At 58.9% G+C, this 19,319-nt stretch carries 11 protein-coding genes and 1 other RNA gene; 6 read left to right on the forward strand and 6 right to left on the reverse strand.

Going from position 1 to position 19,319, the window contains the following annotated elements; genetic code table 11:
• The first annotated feature begins 162 nt into the window (after nt 1-162).
• From DFO48_RS00240 to DFO48_RS00250, 3 genes are read left to right on the forward strand one after another with little or no spacing between them, the layout of a single operon-like run.
• Nucleotides 163-6,417: an Ig-like domain-containing protein gene (locus DFO48_RS00240; protein WP_158545648.1), complete on the forward strand. Its 6,255-nt coding sequence runs from the start codon at nt 163-165 to the stop codon at nt 6,415-6,417.
• A 36-nt stretch (nt 6,418-6,453) separates the two neighbouring features.
• Nucleotides 6,454-7,818, forward strand: coding sequence for an efflux RND transporter periplasmic adaptor subunit (locus DFO48_RS00245; protein ID WP_114862193.1), 1,365 nt, complete (start codon nt 6,454-6,456; stop codon nt 7,816-7,818).
• 5 nt (nt 7,819-7,823) lie between these two features.
• Nucleotides 7,824-9,935, forward strand: coding sequence for a site-2 protease family protein (locus DFO48_RS00250; protein WP_199406925.1), 2,112 nt, complete (start codon nt 7,824-7,826; stop codon nt 9,933-9,935).
• A gap of 174 nt (nt 9,936-10,109) precedes the next feature.
• On the opposite strand, the gene DFO48_RS00255 is transcribed toward DFO48_RS00250, so the two are convergent.
• From DFO48_RS00255 to DFO48_RS00275, 5 genes are all read right to left on the reverse strand, one after another.
• The gene (locus tag DFO48_RS00255) at nt 10,110-10,697 is read right to left on the reverse strand and encodes an NAD(P)H-dependent oxidoreductase (protein ID WP_114862195.1); all 588 of its coding nucleotides are present in this window, start codon (nt 10,695-10,697) and stop codon (nt 10,110-10,112) included.
• 74 nt (nt 10,698-10,771) lie between these two features.
• On the reverse strand, nt 10,772-11,152 hold the full coding sequence (locus DFO48_RS00260) for a MerR family transcriptional regulator (RefSeq protein ID WP_114862196.1): 381 nt from the start codon (nt 11,150-11,152) through the stop codon (nt 10,772-10,774).
• A gap of 910 nt (nt 11,153-12,062) precedes the next feature.
• Entirely contained in the window at nt 12,063-12,557 is a 495-nt protein-coding gene (locus DFO48_RS00265; protein WP_233506319.1) for a helix-turn-helix domain-containing protein, read from the reverse strand.
• A gap of 286 nt (nt 12,558-12,843) precedes the next feature.
• The gene (locus DFO48_RS00270; RefSeq protein ID WP_233506252.1) at nt 12,844-13,707 is read right to left on the reverse strand and encodes a reverse transcriptase family protein; all 864 of its coding nucleotides are present in this window, start codon (nt 13,705-13,707) and stop codon (nt 12,844-12,846) included.
• A complete protein-coding gene (locus tag DFO48_RS00275; RefSeq protein ID WP_114862664.1) occupies nt 13,688-13,999 on the reverse strand; it encodes a helix-turn-helix transcriptional regulator in 312 nt (103 codons plus the stop codon). The genes DFO48_RS00270 and DFO48_RS00275 overlap by 20 nt, the downstream gene beginning before the upstream one ends.
• Nucleotides 14,000-14,775: 776 nt before the next feature.
• Here DFO48_RS00275 and rimO point away from each other — a divergent pair.
• On the forward strand, nt 14,776-16,173 hold the full coding sequence (gene rimO / locus DFO48_RS00285) for a 30S ribosomal protein S12 methylthiotransferase RimO (RefSeq protein ID WP_114862199.1): 1,398 nt from the start codon (nt 14,776-14,778) through the stop codon (nt 16,171-16,173).
• Between the two features lie 304 nt (nt 16,174-16,477).
• Here the strand turns inward: rimO and ffs are convergent.
• Nucleotides 16,478-16,573, reverse strand: an RNA gene (gene ffs, locus DFO48_RS00290) — signal recognition particle sRNA small type.
• Between the two features lie 103 nt (nt 16,574-16,676).
• On the opposite strand from ffs, the gene dnaX reads away from it, so the two are divergent.
• Both dnaX and DFO48_RS00300 read left to right on the forward strand, forming a co-directional pair.
• Nucleotides 16,677-18,836 (forward strand): DNA polymerase III subunit gamma/tau, encoded by a 2,160-nt coding sequence (dnaX, locus tag DFO48_RS00295; RefSeq protein ID WP_114862200.1) that lies wholly within the window; start codon nt 16,677-16,679, stop codon nt 18,834-18,836.
• Nucleotides 18,837-18,863: 27 nt separating this feature from the next.
• Nucleotides 18,864-19,196, forward strand: coding sequence for a YbaB/EbfC family nucleoid-associated protein (locus tag DFO48_RS00300; RefSeq protein WP_003066189.1), 333 nt, complete (start codon nt 18,864-18,866; stop codon nt 19,194-19,196).
• Nucleotides 19,197-19,319 lie beyond the last annotated feature (123 nt).

Genomic DNA, 19,319 nt, shown 5'->3' on the forward strand with positions numbered 1-19,319 from the left:
ATCATATTTATGCTGAAGTCTATATATAAAAGGCGCAGCATGCTCATATTTTTATAGTCCGATAGCAAGAGACCGACAGCTCCCAGGAAGAGGGCAAGCCGGCGGTCAGAACCTGAAAGGCAGGCAAGCGCCATGCCACCTTCATACAGGAAGGACACTTTGATGACCCGCAAATCTCGCCCATTCTGGAGCCGTCTGACACAGGCCATGACGGCACAGGCCGTGAAGACCGATGCTCCTCAGTCGCTGCCGTCGGCCTCTGTCGTGCGCCCACTGGCATTGGAGCAGCGCTTTATGTTCGACGGCGCGGCGTTGGGAGCAGTTTTGGATGCAGCAAATGCAACGCCCGACAGCGCCGCCACTGATGCCGGCATAAGCGAGGCAACCGCCGCTTTGCGTCACGCGTTGAGCACCGACTCGGAAAAAGCTGTGGAAAGCGGGGCGGTCACAGTACCGCGTCAAGAAGTGGTGTTTGTGGACAATCGGATTCAGAACTATCAGCAGTTGATCCGCAACATGGCGCTAGGCACTGAAGTGGTTTTGCTCGACAGTAGCGCGGATGGGTTGCAACAGATTGCTGACTACCTGCATGGTCGTAGCGACATTGATGCCGTCCACGTGATCAGTCATGGCGACGAAGGCAAGATCCAGTTGGGCCGTGATTGGATCGATAGCAGTGCTCTGAATTCGCGTAGCGAGACACTGGCTCGTATTGGCGAAGCCCTGGGCATCGATGGCGATATTTATCTTTATGGCTGCAATGTGGGGGCGAATAGCGTTGGCCAGGACTTTATCTTGAGCATGGCAGCGAAGACTGGTGCGGACATTGCGGCCTCCAATAATGAAACCGGCAGCGCTGCGCGAGGTGGCGACTGGGTATTGGAAACCAGCACGGGGAGCATTGAGCAGAGCATTGTCTGGAAAGCCTCGCCCACCGACTATGCAGGGCTGTTGGCTAATGGCACTCTGACTTTTACCAGTAACTTGAATGTGGGCGGCGGCGTCGCTCGGGACGGCCAAGGTGGCTCCAGCGACTTGCCGGGAATTACCCTGGAGATTTTCAATATTCAGGATACGGACGGGACCAGGGACACGCAGCCCGGCAGTGAAATCAAATGGTTTGACAATAGCTACCTGTCCAGTCCGCAGGGTGGGTACACGGCCCTGACCAATGAGCTGAACGCGGGCTCCAAAGGCATGGCGATCAAGTCCAGCGACGGCAGCCCTTTTCAGATCAATGGGTTCACCTATTACAACTGGGGCGAGACCGAAGATACCACTTACACCGTAAAGGGCTATTTGAACGGAGTCGAAGTAGCTTCGCACGAGTTCACGGTTATCTATGACAAGGTCCGGCAAACATCGGACGTCAAGACCGTCAGCCTAGACAGTTCATTCGACCGAGTCGCGGAAGTGCGCCTATACATTTCCGCTGGAGGCTATTTGGGCGATCAATCGGCTTCTAACCACTCCATTAACAATATCCAGATAGCCGACGCCGTTACACCACCTCCCACCGCAACCATCGTGATGTCCGATACCGCGCTGAAAATCGGCGAGACCTCGCTGGTGACCATCACCTTCAGCCGGGCGGTGACCGGTTTCACCAACGCCGACCTGACCATCGCCAACGGCACCCTGAGCGCGGTGAGCAGCGCCGACGGCGGCATCACCTGGACGGCGACGTTCACCCCGACCAACGGCATCACTGACGCCACCAACCTGATCGTCCTGGACAACACCGGGGTGACGGCGGTCTCCGACGGCGCGGCGGGCGTCGGCACCACCTCGTCGAACAACTACGCCATCGACACCCAGCGGCCGACCGCGACCATCGTGCTGGCCGATTCGGCCCTGAAGGTCGGCGAAACCTCGCAAGTGACCATCACTTTCAGCGAAGCCGTGAGCGGCTTCACCAACGCCGACCTGACCATCGCCAACGGCACGTTGTCGGCGGTTTCTAGTGCCGATGGTGGGATCACCTGGACGGCGACCTTCACGCCGACCAGCAACATCACCGATGCCACCAACCTGATCACCCTGGACAACACCGGCGTCGTCGACCTGTCGGGCAACGCCGGCAGCGGCACCACCGACTCGGCCAACTTCACCATCGACACCCAGCGCCCGACCGCGACCATCGTCGTGACGGACACGAACCTGGCGGCCGGCGAAACCTCGCTGGTGACCATCACCTTCAGCGAAGCGGTGACCGGCTTCACCACCGCCGACCTGACCGTGGCCAACGGCACGCTGTCGGGCTTGAGCAGCAGCGACGGCGGCATCACCTGGATGGCCACCCTGACGCCGAACGCCAACATCACCGACAGCACCAACCTGGTCACCCTGGACAACACCGGCATCGCCGACCTGGCCGGCAACGCCGGCAGCGGCACCACCAACTCGAACAACTACGCCATCGACACGGCGCGCCCGACCGCCACCATCGTGGTGGCCGACAATGCGCTGAAGATCGGCGAGACCTCGCTGGTGACCATCACCTTCAGCGAGGCGGTCACCGGCTTCACCAACGCCGACCTGACCATCGCCAACGGCACCCTGAGCGCGGTGAGCAGCAGCGACGGCGGCATCACCTGGACGGCCACCTTCACGCCAAGCGCCAACCTCAGCGACGCCACCAACGTCATTACCCTGGACAATACCGGGGTCACCGATGCGGCGGGCAACGCCGGCATCGGCACCACCGACTCGAACAACTACGCCGTCGACACCCAGCGCCCGAGCGCCACCATCGTGGTTGCCATCCCCAGCCTGGCCCTGGGTCAGACCTCGCTGGTGACCATCACCTTCAGCGAGGCGGTCACCGGGTTCACCAACGCCGACCTGACGATTGCCAACGGCACACTGTCGGCGGTTTCCAGTGCCGACGGCGGCATCACCTGGACGGCGACCTTCACGCCGACCAGCAACATCACCGACTCCACCAACGTCATTACCCTGGACAACACCGGGGTCAGCGATACATCAGGCAACGCCGGCAGCGGCACCACCAGCTCGAACAATTACGTCATCGACACCCAGCGTCCGACCGCGACCATCGTGATGTCCGACAGCAACCTCGCCGCCGGCGAAACGTCGCTGGTGACCATCACCTTCAGCGAGGCGGTGACCGGTTTCACCAACGCTGACCTGACAATTCCCAACGGCACCTTGAGCGCGGTGAGCAGCAGCGACGGCGGCATCACCTGGACGGCGACCTTTACGCCGAGCGTCGGGGTCAACGACGCCACCAACCTGATCACCCTGAACAACACCGGAATCGCCGATCTGGCCGGCAACGCCGGCAGCGGCACCACCAACTCGGGCAACTTCACGATCAACACGCAGGTGCCGACGGCCACTATCGTGGTCGCCAACAGCAGCCTGGGGGTCGGCGGCACCTCGCTGGTGACCATCACGTTCAGCGAAGCGGTCACCGGCTTCACCAACGCCGACCTGACCGTCGCCAACGGCACCCTGAGCGTGGTGAGCAGCGCCGACGGCGGCGTCACCTGGACGGCGACGTTCACCCCGACCGCGAACATCACCGACACCAGCAACCTGATCACCCTGGACAACAGTGGTGTGCAGAACGCCTCCGGCAACGCCGGCAGCGGCACCACCGACTCGAACAACTACGCCATCGACACCCAGCGCCCGACCGCCACCATCGTGGTGGCCGACACGGCGCTCGGCGTCGGCCAGACCACCACCGTGACCATCACCTTCAGCGAAGCGGTGACCGGGTTCAGCCTGGCCGACCTGACCGCGGAAAACGGCACGCTCAGCGGCCTGACCACCTCGGACAACATCACCTGGACCGCAACGTTCACGCCAATGGCAGGCATCACCGACACCAGCAACGTCATCACCCTGGATAACACCGGGGTGGCCGATGTGGCGGGCAATGCCGGCAGCGGCACCACCGATTCCAACAACTATGTGATCGACAGCCAGCGCCCGACCGCGACCATCGTCATCAGCGACACCGATCTGCGCCCCGGTGAAACCGCCACGGTGACCATCACCTTCAGCGAAGCGGTCACCGGGTTCGACAACAGCGACCTGAGCGTCGCCAACGGCACGCTGAGCAACGTCAGCTCCAGCGATGGCGGGATCACCTGGACAGCCACGTTCACCCCGAACATCGGTGTCAGTGACGCCACCAACCTGATTGTCCTGAACAACACCGGCATCACTGACCTGGCCGGCAACACCGGCACCGGCACCACCAACTCGGCCAACTATGCGGTGCAAACACTGGTGCCGACCGCCACCATCGTGGTCGCGGATACCGCGCTCAAGGTCGGCGAAACCTCGCTGGTGACCATCACCTTCAGCGAAGCGGTGAGCGGTTTCGACAACAGCGACCTGACCATCGCCAACGGCACATTGAGCAATGTGAGCAGCAGCGATGGCGGCATCACCTGGACGGCGACCTTCACCCCGACCAGCAACGTCAGTGACGCCACCAACCTGATCACCCTGAACAATGCCGGGGTGGCCAACGCCTCGGGCAACAGCGGCGTCGGCACCACCGACTCCAACAACTTCGCCATCGACACGGCACTGCCGACCGCCACCATCACGGTCGCCGACAACCGCCTGGGCATCGGCGAGACCACCACGGTGACCATCACCTTCAGCGAGGCGGTCAGCGGGTTCGATCTGTCGGACATCAGCGTCGCCAACGGCGTGCTGTCCAACCTGAGCAGCAGCGACGGCGGCGTGACCTGGACTGCCACGCTGACGCCGACCGCCGGCGTCAACGACGCGACCAACCTGATCGTGCTCGACACCGCCGGTGTCCAGGATCTGGCCGGCAACGCCGGGGCGAGCATTGCCATCTCCAACAACTACATCCTCGACGCGACCCGGCCGACGGTGAACATCGTGGTGGCCAACCCGAACCTGGGCATCGGCCAGACCACCACGGTGACGTTCACCTTCAGCGAGGCGGTGAGCAATTTCGACCTGTCCGACCTGAGCGTGACCAACGGTGACCTGAGCAATCTGAGCAGCAGCGATGGCGGCAAGACCTGGACGGCGACCTTCACGCCGACCGCGAATGTCACCGACCCGACCAACTTCATCGCCCTCGACACCAGCAACGTCACCGACCTGGCGGGCAACGCCGGCAGTACGGTGGCGGTGTCGAACAACTACGCCCTCGACGCCGAGCGGCCCACCGCCACGGTGGTTGTGGCCAACCCGAACCTGGGCATCGGCCAGTCCTCCCAGGTGACCATCACCTTCAACGAGGCGGTCAGCGGCCTCGACTTGGCGGACATCAGCGTGGCCAACGGCACCTTGTCCAACCTCAGCAGCAGCGATGGCGGCAAGACCTGGACCGCGACCCTGACACCGACGACCGGCATCACCGACACCACCAATGTGATCACGCTGAACAACACCGGTTATGTGGATGGGGCGGGCAACAGCGGCATCGGAACCGCAATATCCAACTCTTATGCCATCGATACCCTTGATCCGGTTGCGCCAGAAATCACTCTGGATCAAGCCACGCTGGTGAATGGGCGGCAAGTCTCGCCAACGGGCGTGGTCTTCATTTCTGCTCTGGAAGCAGGAGGCAGTTGGCAGTATTCCCTGGACAATGGCGTTTCCTGGATTGAAGGCCGCGGCAACTCCGTCCAGCTACCGGGTTTCGGGGCATTCAGCCTCTGGGTTCAGCAAAAGGACGCGGCGGGCAATGCCTCCCCGGTGACGTCACTCAACGCAGTTGTTGAGCCCCTGGTTCCTCCGGCGGTGCAGCCTCCAGGTCTCCTGGCCATGAATGATTTGCCAACGGGACTTGGTCTCGCACCATTTCAAGCTTCAGAGGTTTCAGAGCCGAATGCAGATTTTCTGCAGTCCACCTCGGCGGCGCTCAATACCTCGTCTCAACGCGGCGGGGCGCAGGGTTCTGAACATTGGTCCGGATACGGCGTTCCGCAGTCAATTGCAGGCATCAATGACTGGATGGGGGTGTCGCTTTTCACGTCGGCAGAACCCAATCGCTCTGGATTTGATCCGGCACCTGAGCAGTTCTCGGTCACGGCTGGGGTCAGCACTCTGGATCTGAAGCCCGTCCTCCTGGCGTCGGAGAGCCCGTGGGATATTGAGTCGCTCCAGTTCAGCTTCTCCGGTAAGCAGGAGCTGCCCGGATGGGTACGCCTGGATCGTCAAAGCGGTCAGCTAACCATCAACGCACCCAAGGACCTCAGCACAACGCTTGTTCTGCAGATCAAGGTCAGCGATGGAAAGGGTCACGAGTCGGTGCGGACTGTCAAATTGGTCATCGGCGATGCAAGGGCCACGTCCAGTGCACCCGCAGGGAGAGCCGGACTGAGCGAGAAGATGGCAAATGCGGCAAATCAGCAGGCGGGGAAAAGGATGTCCCAGTATGCCCATGGTTGATGGAGTCACGAGTACAGCATATAAGGCGCTTGTGCCATGAACGCAGCCGTTTCTCCTCAGAGCGTGAACCCGGCAATGCTGCTGCTTGAGCTGGGACATCGTGCCAGGGCTGCCCGCAGCAATGCCGAGCTGCGCTTTTTGCTGGTCAACGATAGCCGTTTGCTCGTACCTTACCGTCAAGCATGTCTGTGGCTGGATGACGGCGGGGTAACGGCCCTGTCCGGCGTGGTCGAGACCGATAGAAATACGCCTTATGCCCAATGGCTGCATGGGGTATGCCAGTTTCTCCAGGCGCAACAACCCATTCAGGTTCGGCGCATTGAACCGGCTCAGCTTCCCCCCGAGTTGGCAAGCTCGTGGAGCGAATGGCTGGGGCCCTATGCGGTATGGGTGCCTCTGGTGCAAGATGGCCAGAAGCCTGTTCCTGAAGGCGGACTGCTGCTTTCGGGGGCGCAGGCAATTGAAGAGCAGCGCTTTGCGCTTCTCGCCGAATGGGGTCATATCTGGTTTCATGCCTATTCTGCACTGCAGACAGGCCAGCCCAGATTCTGGCGAAAACCTGCGGCATCGAGAGTCAACGCCAAAAGCTGGTGGCAAAAAAAAACCACCTGGATTCTGGGCGGACTTTTTGTGCTTGGCGCCGTGCCTGTGCACATGAGCGTGCTTGCTCCTGGTGAGCTCGTTGCTGCGCAGCCTGTGGTGTTGAGAGCACCTTTGGATGGCGTCATCGATCAAATTCATGTCCAGCCCAATCAAGTGGTCCGTAAAGGTGAACGCTTGTTCGGACTGGATGAGGCGCAGATCAGCAGCCGATTGGAGGTTGCCCAGCAAGCTTTGCTGACCGCTGAAGCCGAGTACCGACAATCCGCCCAGCTGGCTTTGGGCGATGTTCGTTCCAAGGCGCAACTGGCAGCGCTCGTCGGGCGTATAGGCGAGAAGCGCGCCGAGGTGCAATACCTGAGCGATCAGCGTGAGCGCAGCCGGGTGCTGGCGCCTGAAGATGGCATGGTTTTGTTTGACTCTCCCACCGAATGGCTAGGCAAGCCTGTGCAGACAGGTGAGCGGGTGATGCGTATTGCCCGGCCCGACGAGGTGGAAATCGAGGCCTGGGTTCCCATCGGTGATGCCATTCCATTGGCCCAGGGATCCACAGTGAAGCTGTATCTGGCAGCGAATCCCATGGCAGGGCTGGAGGGCAAGCTACGGTATATGGCGTATGACGCCAATGCCAGGCCAGATGGCAGCTACGCCTATCGAGTGCGTGCGTCCATGTCGCTCGCCAAGGAGGAGGCCCGTATCGGCCTCAAAGGTACCGCCAAGCTGCAAGGAGATTGGGTGCCTTTGGTCTACTGGGTTCTGCGCAAGCCCTGGGCCGTCCTGCGCCAGTTCATTGCCTGGTAAGTCCCATGAGTACCGCATGGCCTGCTTTGCGTGAAGAACTGGATTTGCTTGCCGGTCCTGTGCTGCCCGATGGTCAGCCCAGCTGGACCTTGCATGATCCCGTGCGCAACCTTTTCTTTCAGCTGGACTGGGCCAGCTTTGAGGTGTTCAAGCGCTGGCATCTGGGCGTCGCTGACGCGATTGTGCAAGATGTCTGTGCTCAAACGACATTGACGCTCCATGAGGAAGACGTGAATGCGCTCTTGCAGTTTGCACAGCGAAATGATCTGTTGGAGCCACCTCCCAATAGCGCCGATGCGCTGGCTGAGAGGTGGCAGGGCAGGCGCTCAAGCTGGATGCAATGGCTTCTTCATAGCTACCTCTTTTTCCGGGTTCCGCTGATCAGGCCCGATCGCTGGCTGACACGATGGGCGCCGCGGCTGGAGTTTCTATTCAGCCGAACGTTTGGCTGGGTCACTTTGCTGGCTCTGTTTGCTGGGGTCTGGGGTGTTTCTCGCTCCTGGGGAACGTTCACAGCCACCTTGGTTGATTCGCTGACCTGGCAAGGACTGCTGGCCTATGGTTTGACGCTAGGGTTTGTCAAGGTGCTTCATGAACTGGGGCACGGCTTGATGGCCAAGCGATTTGGATGCCGCGTTCCCACCATGGGCGTTGCCTTTCTGGTGCTTTGGCCGGTGGCATACACCGATACCAACGAGGTCTGGAAATTGACCCGGCGCGACCAGCGCCTCAAGGTCGCGGTTGCTGGCATCGCAACGGAGCTGATGATTGCCGCATGGGCCTTGCTGGCGTGGGTCTGGTTGCCTGAAGGAGCCACCAAGTCCATGGCTTTTTTGCTGGCCACCACGACATGGGTCAGCACGCTGGCCATCAATGCAAGTCCGTTCATGCGTTTTGATGGGTATTTTCTGTTGTCCGACTTTCTACAGATGCCTAATCTGCACTCACGCGCCTTTGCGCTGGCACGCTGGGATCTCAGAGAGAAATTATTCAGGCTCGGTGAATCTCCCCCGGAGTCTTTTACCGATGCCAAACGTCGCGGGCTGATTTTGTTTGCCTGGGCTACCTGGATCTATCGACTGGTCCTTTTCTTGGGTATTGCGGCCTTGGTCTATCACTTCTTCATCAAGGCGTTGGGCATCTTGCTGTTTCTGGTGGAGATTGTGTGGTTCATTGCCAAGCCTGTGTGGTCAGAGATTTCAGCGTGGTCTTCACGCTGGCCTCAAATCGTGCGTAGTCGAAGAGCACGTTGGAGTGCCATCGGAGTCTTTGCACTTATTGCACTTTGCTGGCTGCCCCTGCCTGCCCCAATCCGCACCGAGGGTATGTTGCAATCCAGCGAGATATGGCCTTTGCATGCGCTTGATGCATCGCAGCTGCAGCAGCAAATGTTTGGCGACGCACGCATGGTCGAGGTTGATGCCCCTGTCTTTATGCTGGACTCTCCGGCTCTCAAGGCGGCTCAGGCTCAAAACGATGCGCAGAGGACTCAATATTCGCAGCAAATAGCGGCAGCAGGTTTCGACTCGGAGCTGCGCAGAGACTGGCAAGTTCTGCAAGAGCGTCAACTACAGGCGGCCACCCAACAGCAGGCGATGGAAACCGAAGCCAGTCGCTACCGTCTGAATGCCTCGGGCGCTGGAGTGCTGCGCGACGTGGATCCGGATCTTCGAACGGGAGACTGGCTGGCACGGAATGAATTGCTGGGAAGGGTCGTGGGCAGCGATCGGCTTGAGGTTCTTGCCTATGTGCCTGAGGAAGATGTTCAACGCATCAGCATCGGCGATAGCGCAATATTTATCGCTGACGCTGGCGTGGGGCCGGTACTGGATTTGACAGTGCGCAGCGTTGATCAGGATGCGAGTCGTACCCTCTCGGAGGCAGCGCTGTCTGCGGCAGCTGGAGGCATGATTCAGGTCCGAAGCATGCAAGGCACCCTATACCCGGAGCGTCCGGTCTACAGAGTGGTGCTGGATGTGGTGACACCGCTTGAAACAGACGCTGTTTTGCAACACCGTTGGCGTGGCAAAGTCAGCATTCGCGGCCAATGGGAAGCGGCTGCGGCGCAGTTTGTGAAAACTGCGACGAGTGTCTTTTGGAGGGAGGCAGGTTTTTAGCATCAATGAATGACTGCAATGGGCGGCGATTCAACCGGTCGATGCATCCGCCCCGCAGCAGTCTGTGGCCGTATTCCTTGGTTGCGTGGAGCTTCACGCAACGAAAGTCAGGTGACTTGCCGATCCTTCCTGACGCAGCAAAGAGCGGTGGGTGAGAACTAAGGACGGACGCTGTCAGCGTAAGCCTGCACGAGTGCCCAGCATGCGCACGTGCTCTATCCAGGCGGCGCGCTTGGCTGCACTGGACTTGACTACCGGGCCGAAACTGTGCACGCGCACGGGCCGGATCCCGCTGAACTCAAGGATGCTCTGCTTCATTTGCCGATGACCCGGTTGGCGCTGTACCCAGCGGTAGTACCAAGGAGGGAAGTCCATCGTCACAAGCAGCTCGGCAGTGCGGCCGGCGAGCAGGCGGTCCCACAATGCAGAGTTGGATCGGTATTTGAAGGCGAAACCTGGCAGGAAGATGCGATCCAGAAAGCCCTTGAGCAGCGCAGGCAGTCCGCCCCACCATATCGGATAGACCCACACCAGGTGTTGCGCCCAGGTAATGTCGACCTGAGCGTTCCGCAGGTCGGTTTCCAGCGGCTGGCTATGCTCGTATCCGTGGTGCAGGATGGGGTCGAATTGCATTTCACCCAGCTCCAGCAGCCGGACCTCGGCCCCGGCGTGGCGTGCGGCATCGGCATAGGTGCTCGCCAAGGCGGCGCATAGACTGTTGGAAGAGGGGTGGCCGAGGATGATGAGGATGCGACGGGACATGGTGATAGAGGGGCCTGAGTTCGTAAGCCGTCAGCATCACCTTGCCCTTGGGGACAGAGTCAAGCCCTACAACGTCAAATGGAGAGTGGCTCTGGTGAACGGCATGTCTTTGCACCGTCGCATGTGCTCAGTTCCATGGTCAATGCAGCCAGGGCGATGTCGGTAGCTTGGAGTCGCGCCAATTCGTCGGCAATGGCGCGTCGCCGGGTCTGGAGCAGCGCCTGGACGGCAGCAGCGCCGGAGGGGGTGTCGATGCTGCGTAGAGGCTGTAGCGCAGCCAGACGAAAACCGAGCGACAGCGCCTGGCGGATCCACTGCACGCGCTGCACATCTTCCGGGTCGTAGTTGCGGTAGTTGCCCCGGCGTGCCACGGTGCCGAGCAAACCGTGCGCCTCATACAGGCGTAGCGCTTTGGGCGTGCAGCCTGTGAGTGCGGCGAGTTCACCGATACGCATAGGTGACTCCCGCGCGCTTGGAAGCATGTATCTTTCTTGCTGAAAGTGCTGTTGGCTCAGGGTGCATGGATGCTTGGAGTCGTTTGAATATGTTGTGGGAGTTGTTGGCCCATGAATTCCGAGCGGTCGTGACAGGGCGGGCTCACGGTCATAGGCCTTGTCGGGAGCCATTGAGCGAATTTACGCCAATCCCATGGCGCGATTACAGCAAATTTCGGCGCGGCCCTGGCTTGTGTGCCTTGGCCTTCTGTCGGAAAAACTGATATGTCAGGTGTGCTTGCTCTGCGAGGTGATGATGTAGGCGCTGCCCAGGCGGAGTGGATTGGGTGTTTGCGCCGGCCTGCCTTGATGCAACGCATGCTCGACAATCGTCAGGGTTGTCGGCTTGTTCAGTGCTTGTCGGAAATCCTCTGCCAACGGCTTTTCTCTAGTGAGCAATGCCTTGCAGTCGCTCCTTTATCTGCTCATTTATCGGCTCATATTGACTGGGCTCGCTGCAGCGAGCATTGAGGGGCAACTATTGGATGCCTCTGGCTATCCAGAGGGTGAAGGTGGTTGCAAGCTTCCGTCGGCATACCTTAGCCCAGGGGAGACCTGGAGGGCGCGAGCAGCCTGGGGGCGCAGCTGGTAAAATCAGCTGATTAACCTGTTTTGGGCCGTGTCAATGCTTGTTGATGACTCGGTCTTTTAATCCGTTGGTCGCGAGATGGAATCTCGTGGAGCCAGCCAGAATACAGGCGCTACAGCTATAGAAGCGGTAGCGCCTTTTTCGTTTACCAGTTTTTCATCGTGCGTGTGGCTGGCTCGAACAACAGAGTCGAGTCTGCTGATCTGGCCGTTGAAATAAAATTTCTGCTTGGCGCGTAGACGCTGCGCTGCTGGAAAAATCAAATGAAATCAATCGACTCCGTTAGCTCCACGCAAACCGCAATCCCCAAAGTGGGCTTTGTTTCGTTGGGCTGACCGAAGGAGTCTCTATGTATCTTGTAGTGGTCTTCGGTTGGGCCTGATCTTCTCTCTTTCGCGATGAGAGGACCGGTTTATCAGCCAGCATCCGAGCAAAGACCATCAGCATCTCCTGCTTTGTCTCATCGAGTGTTTTGTGAATCTGCAAGAGCTCTGCTTGTGGGTCATCTTCGGGCTCAGCAGATGAAAGCGCAAATCCTGTCCCGTACATGATGAAGCTGGGTGAGGTGCTTAAGCCACGGGATAGCTTCATTAGAGCTTGCGCGCTGGGGTTACGTGCCCCGTTGATGATGTTTGCGATAGCTGCCTGTGTAATGCCAACCTGCTTTGCGGCCGCAGTCTGAGTGAGCTTTCGACGAATCAGCAGCCATTGAACACGTTGACCCAGAGTGAGTTCTTCAAACGGCGTTTGAGGGCGGCGGTACCGTAGTTTCTCCATAATCAGCACTGATGAATTCTATGAGGCAGGGTTGTCACAGTTTTGCTTCTGTCCCAGTCTATATATGGGAAAGGAGGAGACATGAAGCAACTAACAATACTATTGTTGACGCTCGCCATCTGCGTGCTAGTCATAAAAGTCTAAGAAAAAGCGCCTCATGAGGCGCTTTTTTGCTACCGATAAGAGATGTTTACCGTAAGTTGTTCGGGCATCTGACTGGCTTGTGCCTTGGGTTCCAAACTGCTGTGTGCGACAGCCCTTGGGCTGGCTGCATGTCGGGTGACATCTACGGGGAAAGTATTTGCTTGGCTTCTTGCATGCGCCCACGGAGTACTCGCTGAAGACGTGGCTTTTCAGTGTCAGACGCTGCTGCTAGTTCTTTCCGAACCTCGTGAATTTTCTTGTGCCGCTCATTGGGTAGGCGCAGTTCATTGCCAGAAATTACAGCTCCTGTAACAGGCTTGGCCGCCGTGGCTGCATAGGTTTTGGACTTTTTCTGCTTTGTCTTTAGACCATGCTGGTGAACAAGCTTTCTAACTTCACCCAACAAGCTCTTTGAGGCGGAATCACCAGAAATAGTGATGTCGTCAACGTAAGCGGTCATAGTGCATCCCTGAGCAACTGCCAATTTCGAGATGCTGTCGAACAACTGCCGTGCTGCAAAGAATGCAACGCGACCACTTACAGCGCTGCCAGTGGGCAAGTGCTTTTGACGATAGCAGCAAAGATCGGTTAGCCGCTGTGCGACATCCTCTGCGCATTCAAAATCTTCTACAAACATCTTGAACACCATTGACCATGTGGTGCTCGGATAGAACTTGTGAATATCTGTCTTTACTAACGGAATTTCTCCCACGTGTTGTCGAGCGTTGTCCGCGTAGGAGCGGCCACGCTGGGAGTAAAGGTAGTCTGGCAGTTCGATTCGTGCTAGAAAATTACCAATTCGTCGATGCACATCTGCGAGCTGGCCGAGTGGCTGTTGTATCTCCCTGCCTTTTTCATTCACCCAAACTCGATAGAGAGCAGGATGTAAAAGTGAGGGTGCCGTATCCCAATCGATCCCAGTAATGGACTTGAACTGTCCCTTGCCTCGGATGCGAAACAGGGGGGATTGATTGATCGGATACCGTTTACGCGGGGGCTTTGACATTGTTGCGCTCGTCAAGCCATTCCAACAGTCGAAGTATCTTATCGGCAGCTGCAACGCGCAATTTCGTGCCTGGCTTCCCGCCGCTCTCTATTTGCTCAGAAAAGAGCAAGATTGACGAAATAGGCATCTTGAAAATTTCAGCGTACTTGGCTAGTAGCTCCAGAGATGGCTCTTTTCCATCGCCTTTTTCCAGCTCACTTAAGTAGGAGTTGGAAATTCCAAGACGCTTTGCTAATTCGATTTGAGATAGTTGGTGATATGTTCTCAACAACCGCAATGCTCTGTGCAGCATGATCATTCCCTGTTGAAAAGGGGGGAGCCGAAGAGTTACAGCAACTTGCAAATGATCCGAATTAGGAGATCAACAATGCGCAGCACAAAAAATGCTGTCTTGATAGTCTCCGGGCGGATCCAGCGAGAACGCTGTTTCTTCAACTCACGCCGCTTGTGGGTATTCAGAATGTCCTTAGGCATGGACAGTTCTCCTTGGCTGCACCAACCAACAAATGCGATATGCATTTGCTGTGGCTGTCGTCCGCAACCGAGCAGAGCAAACGGCGGTATCCCCATAATCTCTCAACAGCCCATCCGGGAGTCGTCCCGGATGGGCTCGCACCGACGTACATCGTGGAGCTGCGTGGTGTGGCTCCATGGTGCGCGCGTGGCACGAATGCTCAGGGTCTTTCGACCCCACAGGATGTTGGTACATCCCAAATTTAACGACAGTTATCTCTGTTGACCCAGTGTCAGTATAAGCAATTCACTTTTCTTGTGCAAATTATTTTCGCTGACAGCGAAAATTTTTCTCTGCAACGAGATGGCGTCTAGTTGGGCGCATAGTTTGAACTGCAATGCTCGGCGCTCTGATTGCTGGCGTTTGCCTGGTGTAGACGGAATTCTGAGTGCTGGATCACTTGCAGGCGCTTGTGCTGGCAATGTTCGGTTGGCAGATGGCTGATCTGACCTTTAAGGGGGAAAATTAGTGTTGCCTTTGCGTTTATAGCGTTTGAAATAGAATGCTTGACTCCCGAATGAAGGCTGTGCGGCCTAAAAAATCAAATGAAATCAATGGATTACAAAGAAAAGGCTGGCTCTTTCATTCCCAAAATTGGGATGGTCTCTCTAGGTTGCCCCAAGGCCTTGACTGATAGCGAGCTGATTCTCACGCAGCTCAGCGCCGAGGGTTACCAGACTTCCAAGACCTTTGAAGGTGCGGATTTGGTCATCGTCAACACCTGCGGCTTCATCGACGATGCCGTCAAGGAAAGCCTGGACACCATTGGCGAAGCTCTGGCAGCCAACGGCAAGGTGATCGTGACCGGTTGCCTGGGTGCCAAGGCTGGCAAAGAGGGGGGCTCCACCATGGTGGCCGAGGTGCATCCCAGCGTGCTGGCAGTCACGGGACCCCATGCGACGCAGGAAGTGATGGATGCGGTGCACACTCATCTGCCCAAGCCGCACGACCCGTTCGTGGACCTGGTGCCTGGCAGCTTTGGCGACGCTGGCATCAAGCTCACGCCCAAGCACTATGCCTATCTGAAGATTTCCGAAGGCTGCAACCATCGCTGCACCTTTTGCATCATCCCCAGCATGCGCGGCGATTTGGTTTCGCGTCCGATCGGCGATGTGCTCAAGGAGGCCAAGGCGCTGTTCGAAGGGGGCGTGAAAGAGCTGTTGGTAATCAGCCAGGATACCTCGGCCTATGGTGTGGACGTGAAGTACCGTACCGGCTTCTGGGACGGCAAGCCCGTCAAGACCCGCATGCTGGAGCTGGCCGACGAGCTAGGCAAGCTGGCGCAGCAGCACGGTGCCTGGGTGCGTTTGCACTATGTCTACCCCTATCCAACCGTGGATGCGGTCCTGCCCCTGATGGCCGAGGGCAAGATCCTGCCTTACCTGGATGTGCCCTTGCAGCACAGCCACCCTGATGTACTCAAGCGCATGAAGCGACCCGCATCGGGCGAAAAGAACCTGGACCGTATCCGCGAGTGGCGCAAGATCTGCCCCGAGCTGGTGATTCGGTCCACCTTCATTGCCGGTTTCCCCGGCGAGACCGAGGAAGAGTTCGAGCATCTGCTTAACTTTATCCGCGAAGCCGAGATCGACCGTGCCGGCTGCTTTGCCTACAGCCCCGTTGAAGGCGCCACCGCTAACGAACTTCCCGGCATGCTGCCCGAAGAGGTGCGCGAAGCACGTCGTGCGCGCTTCATGGAGGTGGCCGAGGAGGTCTCCACCAAGCGTCTGCAGCGCCGGGTGGGCCAGGTCATGAAGGTATTGGTGGACAAGGCGGTCAGCCTGGGCAAAAAGGGAGGTGTGGGCCGAACCTATGCCGATGCTCCCGAGATCGACGGCGTGGTTCACATCCAGCCGCCTGAAAAGGCCAGCAAGACCTACAAGGTGGGCGAGCTGATCAGCGTGCGCATCGTGGGCACGCAGGGGCATGATCTGGTGGGCGTTCCGGTTTGAGTTTCCAGGGCGCCGCTGCACGGCGCCATGTCAGTCCGGTAAAAACAAAAAGGCCGCAATTGCCATTGCGGCCTTTTTTGCATCCGATTTCTTGGTTGCCACTTTTGTCTGCTGGTGGCCTGCAGGCGATCTCGACGCAATGGCGGGGTCAGGCTCGGCGTTGAGCGGTGCCGCCTACCCAAGCATGGGGCGTCAATGCGAAACACTTTTCCTGGGTAAAGTGCTACAGCATGGTGTTTCTCATGGTGAAAAATGGCCTTTCTCGGAAGACAGCCTCTTGTCTGTAAAGAGGTTTCCATCGAAAGGTGACGAGCCTGATCTCGGCACTGTATCCACAGTTAGGGCTGCTTGGTTCCCCACCTGACCCGGTTGGCTGCTTCCCCATGCGAGGAGGCCCGTCACGCTCGATTATAGATGCAAAACCGACACAGCTTCGAGAGCTGTGAAATGAGATTCCAGGAGCAGGCTTGTTGGCATGTCCCGGCCCCGTAGAATCAGAGGCTATGTCTTATTTAGTGCTTGCTCGCAAATACCGGCCCCGTACCTTCACTGAAATGGTGGGGCAGGAGCACGTGGTTCAGGCTCTGACCAATGCGTTGACCCAGCAGCGCCTGCATCACGCCTATCTGTTCACGGGCACACGTGGCGTGGGCAAGACCACGGTATCGCGCATTCTGGCCAAGTCTCTGAATTGCCAGGGCCTGGACGGTAACGGTGGGATCACCGCAACCCCCTGCGGAGTTTGCGCAGCATGCACTGAAATCGATAGCGGTCGTTTCCCCGACTACACCGAGCTGGATGCAGCATCCAACCGCGGTGTGGATGAGGTGCAGAGCCTGCTGGAGCAGGCGGTGTACAAACCGGTGCAGGGGCGCTTCAAGGTCTTCATGATCGACGAGGTGCACATGCTGACAAACACCGCGTTCAACGCCATGCTCAAGACGCTGGAAGAGCCTCCGGAGTATCTGAAGTTCGTGCTTGCCACGACCGATCCGCAGAAAGTGCCGGTTACTGTGCTCTCGCGCTGCCTGCAGTTCAATCTGCGCCCGATGGCGCCCGAGACGGTTCTGGAGCACCTGACCCATGTGCTGGACAAGGAAAGCGTGCCGGCAGAGCCGCAGGCGCTGCGCCTGCTGTCGCGTGCTGCGCGTGGCTCCATGCGTGATGCGCTGAGCCTGACCGACCAGGCGATTGCCTTTGGCAGCGGTCAGTTGCAGGAGGCGACGGTGCGCCAGATGCTGGGCAGCGTGGATCGCAGCCATGTGTTCCGCCTGATTGATGCCCTGGCCCAGGGTCAGGGGCGCACGGTGGTTGAAGTCTCCGAAGAGCTGCGCCACAACGGTCTGTCTGCAGCATCGACTCTGGAAGAAATGTGCGCCGTACTGCAGCGCATGGCCGTGTTGCAGGCCGTGCCCGATATGCCGCTGGATGCCAGCGACCCGGAGGCCGCGGAAGTAGACCGGCTGGCCAGTCTGATGCCACGCGACGAGACTCAACTGCTCTACAGCATCTGCCTGCACGGCCGTGCCGAACTGGGGCTGGCCCCGGATGAGTACGCTGCGCTGACCATGGCGCTGCTGCGGCTGCTGGCCTTCAAGCCGGAAAATGCCGAAGCCGGCACGGCTGAAAAAAAAACTCCAGCGCTGAGGCCTAGCCGCCCGGTTGCCCAGGCTCCGAATCCGATTCAGCAGCCTTCGGCTTCACCGTCAGCGGCGATGGAGGCACCACCGGCCAAGGTTCAGTCCGTGCAGCCTGTTGTGGAGCCTGCACTGGAGTGCGCACCGGCGCAGGAGCCTGCGTCAGTGGTCGGCATGGCCGAGCCAGAACATATTCAAGCTGTGGCCGATCGCTCGGATTCAGCTGCATATTCCATAGCAGAGCCGGTGGTGCAGGCCGTCCCGGAGTCGACCCGGTCGCCAGTTCCTGCGGTGACGCCTGAGCCTGCTGCGGTTCAGCAAACCATGCCCTCGGCGAATCATGAAGCTGTCGCAGAGGCAGGCCAAATGCCCGCCGACGATGAGTCTGAGAGCGCCGAGGCCGTCGATATGGCTGATGCTCCCGAAGAGCAGGATGCCAGCGAGGCGGCTTGGGCAGGCATGCCCGATGAGGGCTGGTCTGACGATGGGCGTTGGGGCGATGATGCCGACCTGGATGTCGGGCAGCCCCTGCATGCCATGCCGCCCATGGAGTCTGACGAGCCGGCGGCCCAGAGCGCAAGCGGCGGCTATGTCAGCACGGCCCAGGATGCAGCCCCTGTGGAGCGTACAGCCGAGGGCGATCTGTGGTTTGGCGTGGTGCAGCAGTTGCTGCAGAGTGAAGCCGTGGTGGCCGTTGCGCGACAGCTGGCGCTTCAGTCGCAGCTGCTGGGTCGTGAGGGCGATCTGTGGCGATTGCGCGTGGAGTCCAGCTCGCTCAATCAGGCAGGCACACGTGATCGTCTGCGTGCTGCGCTGGAAGCAGCCGGTCATGCGCGACAATTGCAGGTTGAGCAAGGGCCGGTGACGGACAGTCCTGCCCGCCGGCTGGCCCTGGAAAGGCAAGCCAGCCAGTTGCTGGCCGAGGAAATTGTCAAAAGCAATCCGCAGGTGCAAACCTTGATGCGAGACTTTGGCGCGAAAATCGTGCCCGGTAGTATCAAGCCCATATCTATTCAGCCTGAATAAGGCGTTTCAACAAAAGAAGGAATTCTCATGTTCAACAAAGGACAACTCGCCGGTTTGATGAAGCAAGCTCAGGCCATGCAGGACAACCTGAAGAAGGCTCAGGAAGAGCTGGGCAATATCGAAGTCGAAGGCGAATCCGGTGCCGGCCTGGTCAAGGTCGTGATGACCTGCAAGCATGACGTCAAGCGCATCACCATCGACCCCAGCCTGCTGGCCGAAGACAAGGACATGCTGGAAGACCTGGTGGCTGCTGCCTTCAACGCGGCTGTGCGCAAGGCCGAAGAGACCTCTAACGAGAAGATGGGCAAGATCACCGCCGGTATGCCCGGCCTGCCCGGTGGTATGAAGTTCCCGTTCTGACGGATTTTCCCCTGAGCGGCAGTGCCGCTTCCCCGGCCAAGGGATGGCTGCGATGCCGCGATGAGGCTTTTGCTTGCTGCCCCTGGACGGGGTGTGCAGGGGACGAATGGCGATCTGCGCAAT

The organism is Comamonas sp. AG1104, from assembly GCF_003350425.1.
GTDB lineage: Bacteria > Pseudomonadota > Gammaproteobacteria > Burkholderiales > Burkholderiaceae_C > Comamonas > Comamonas testosteroni.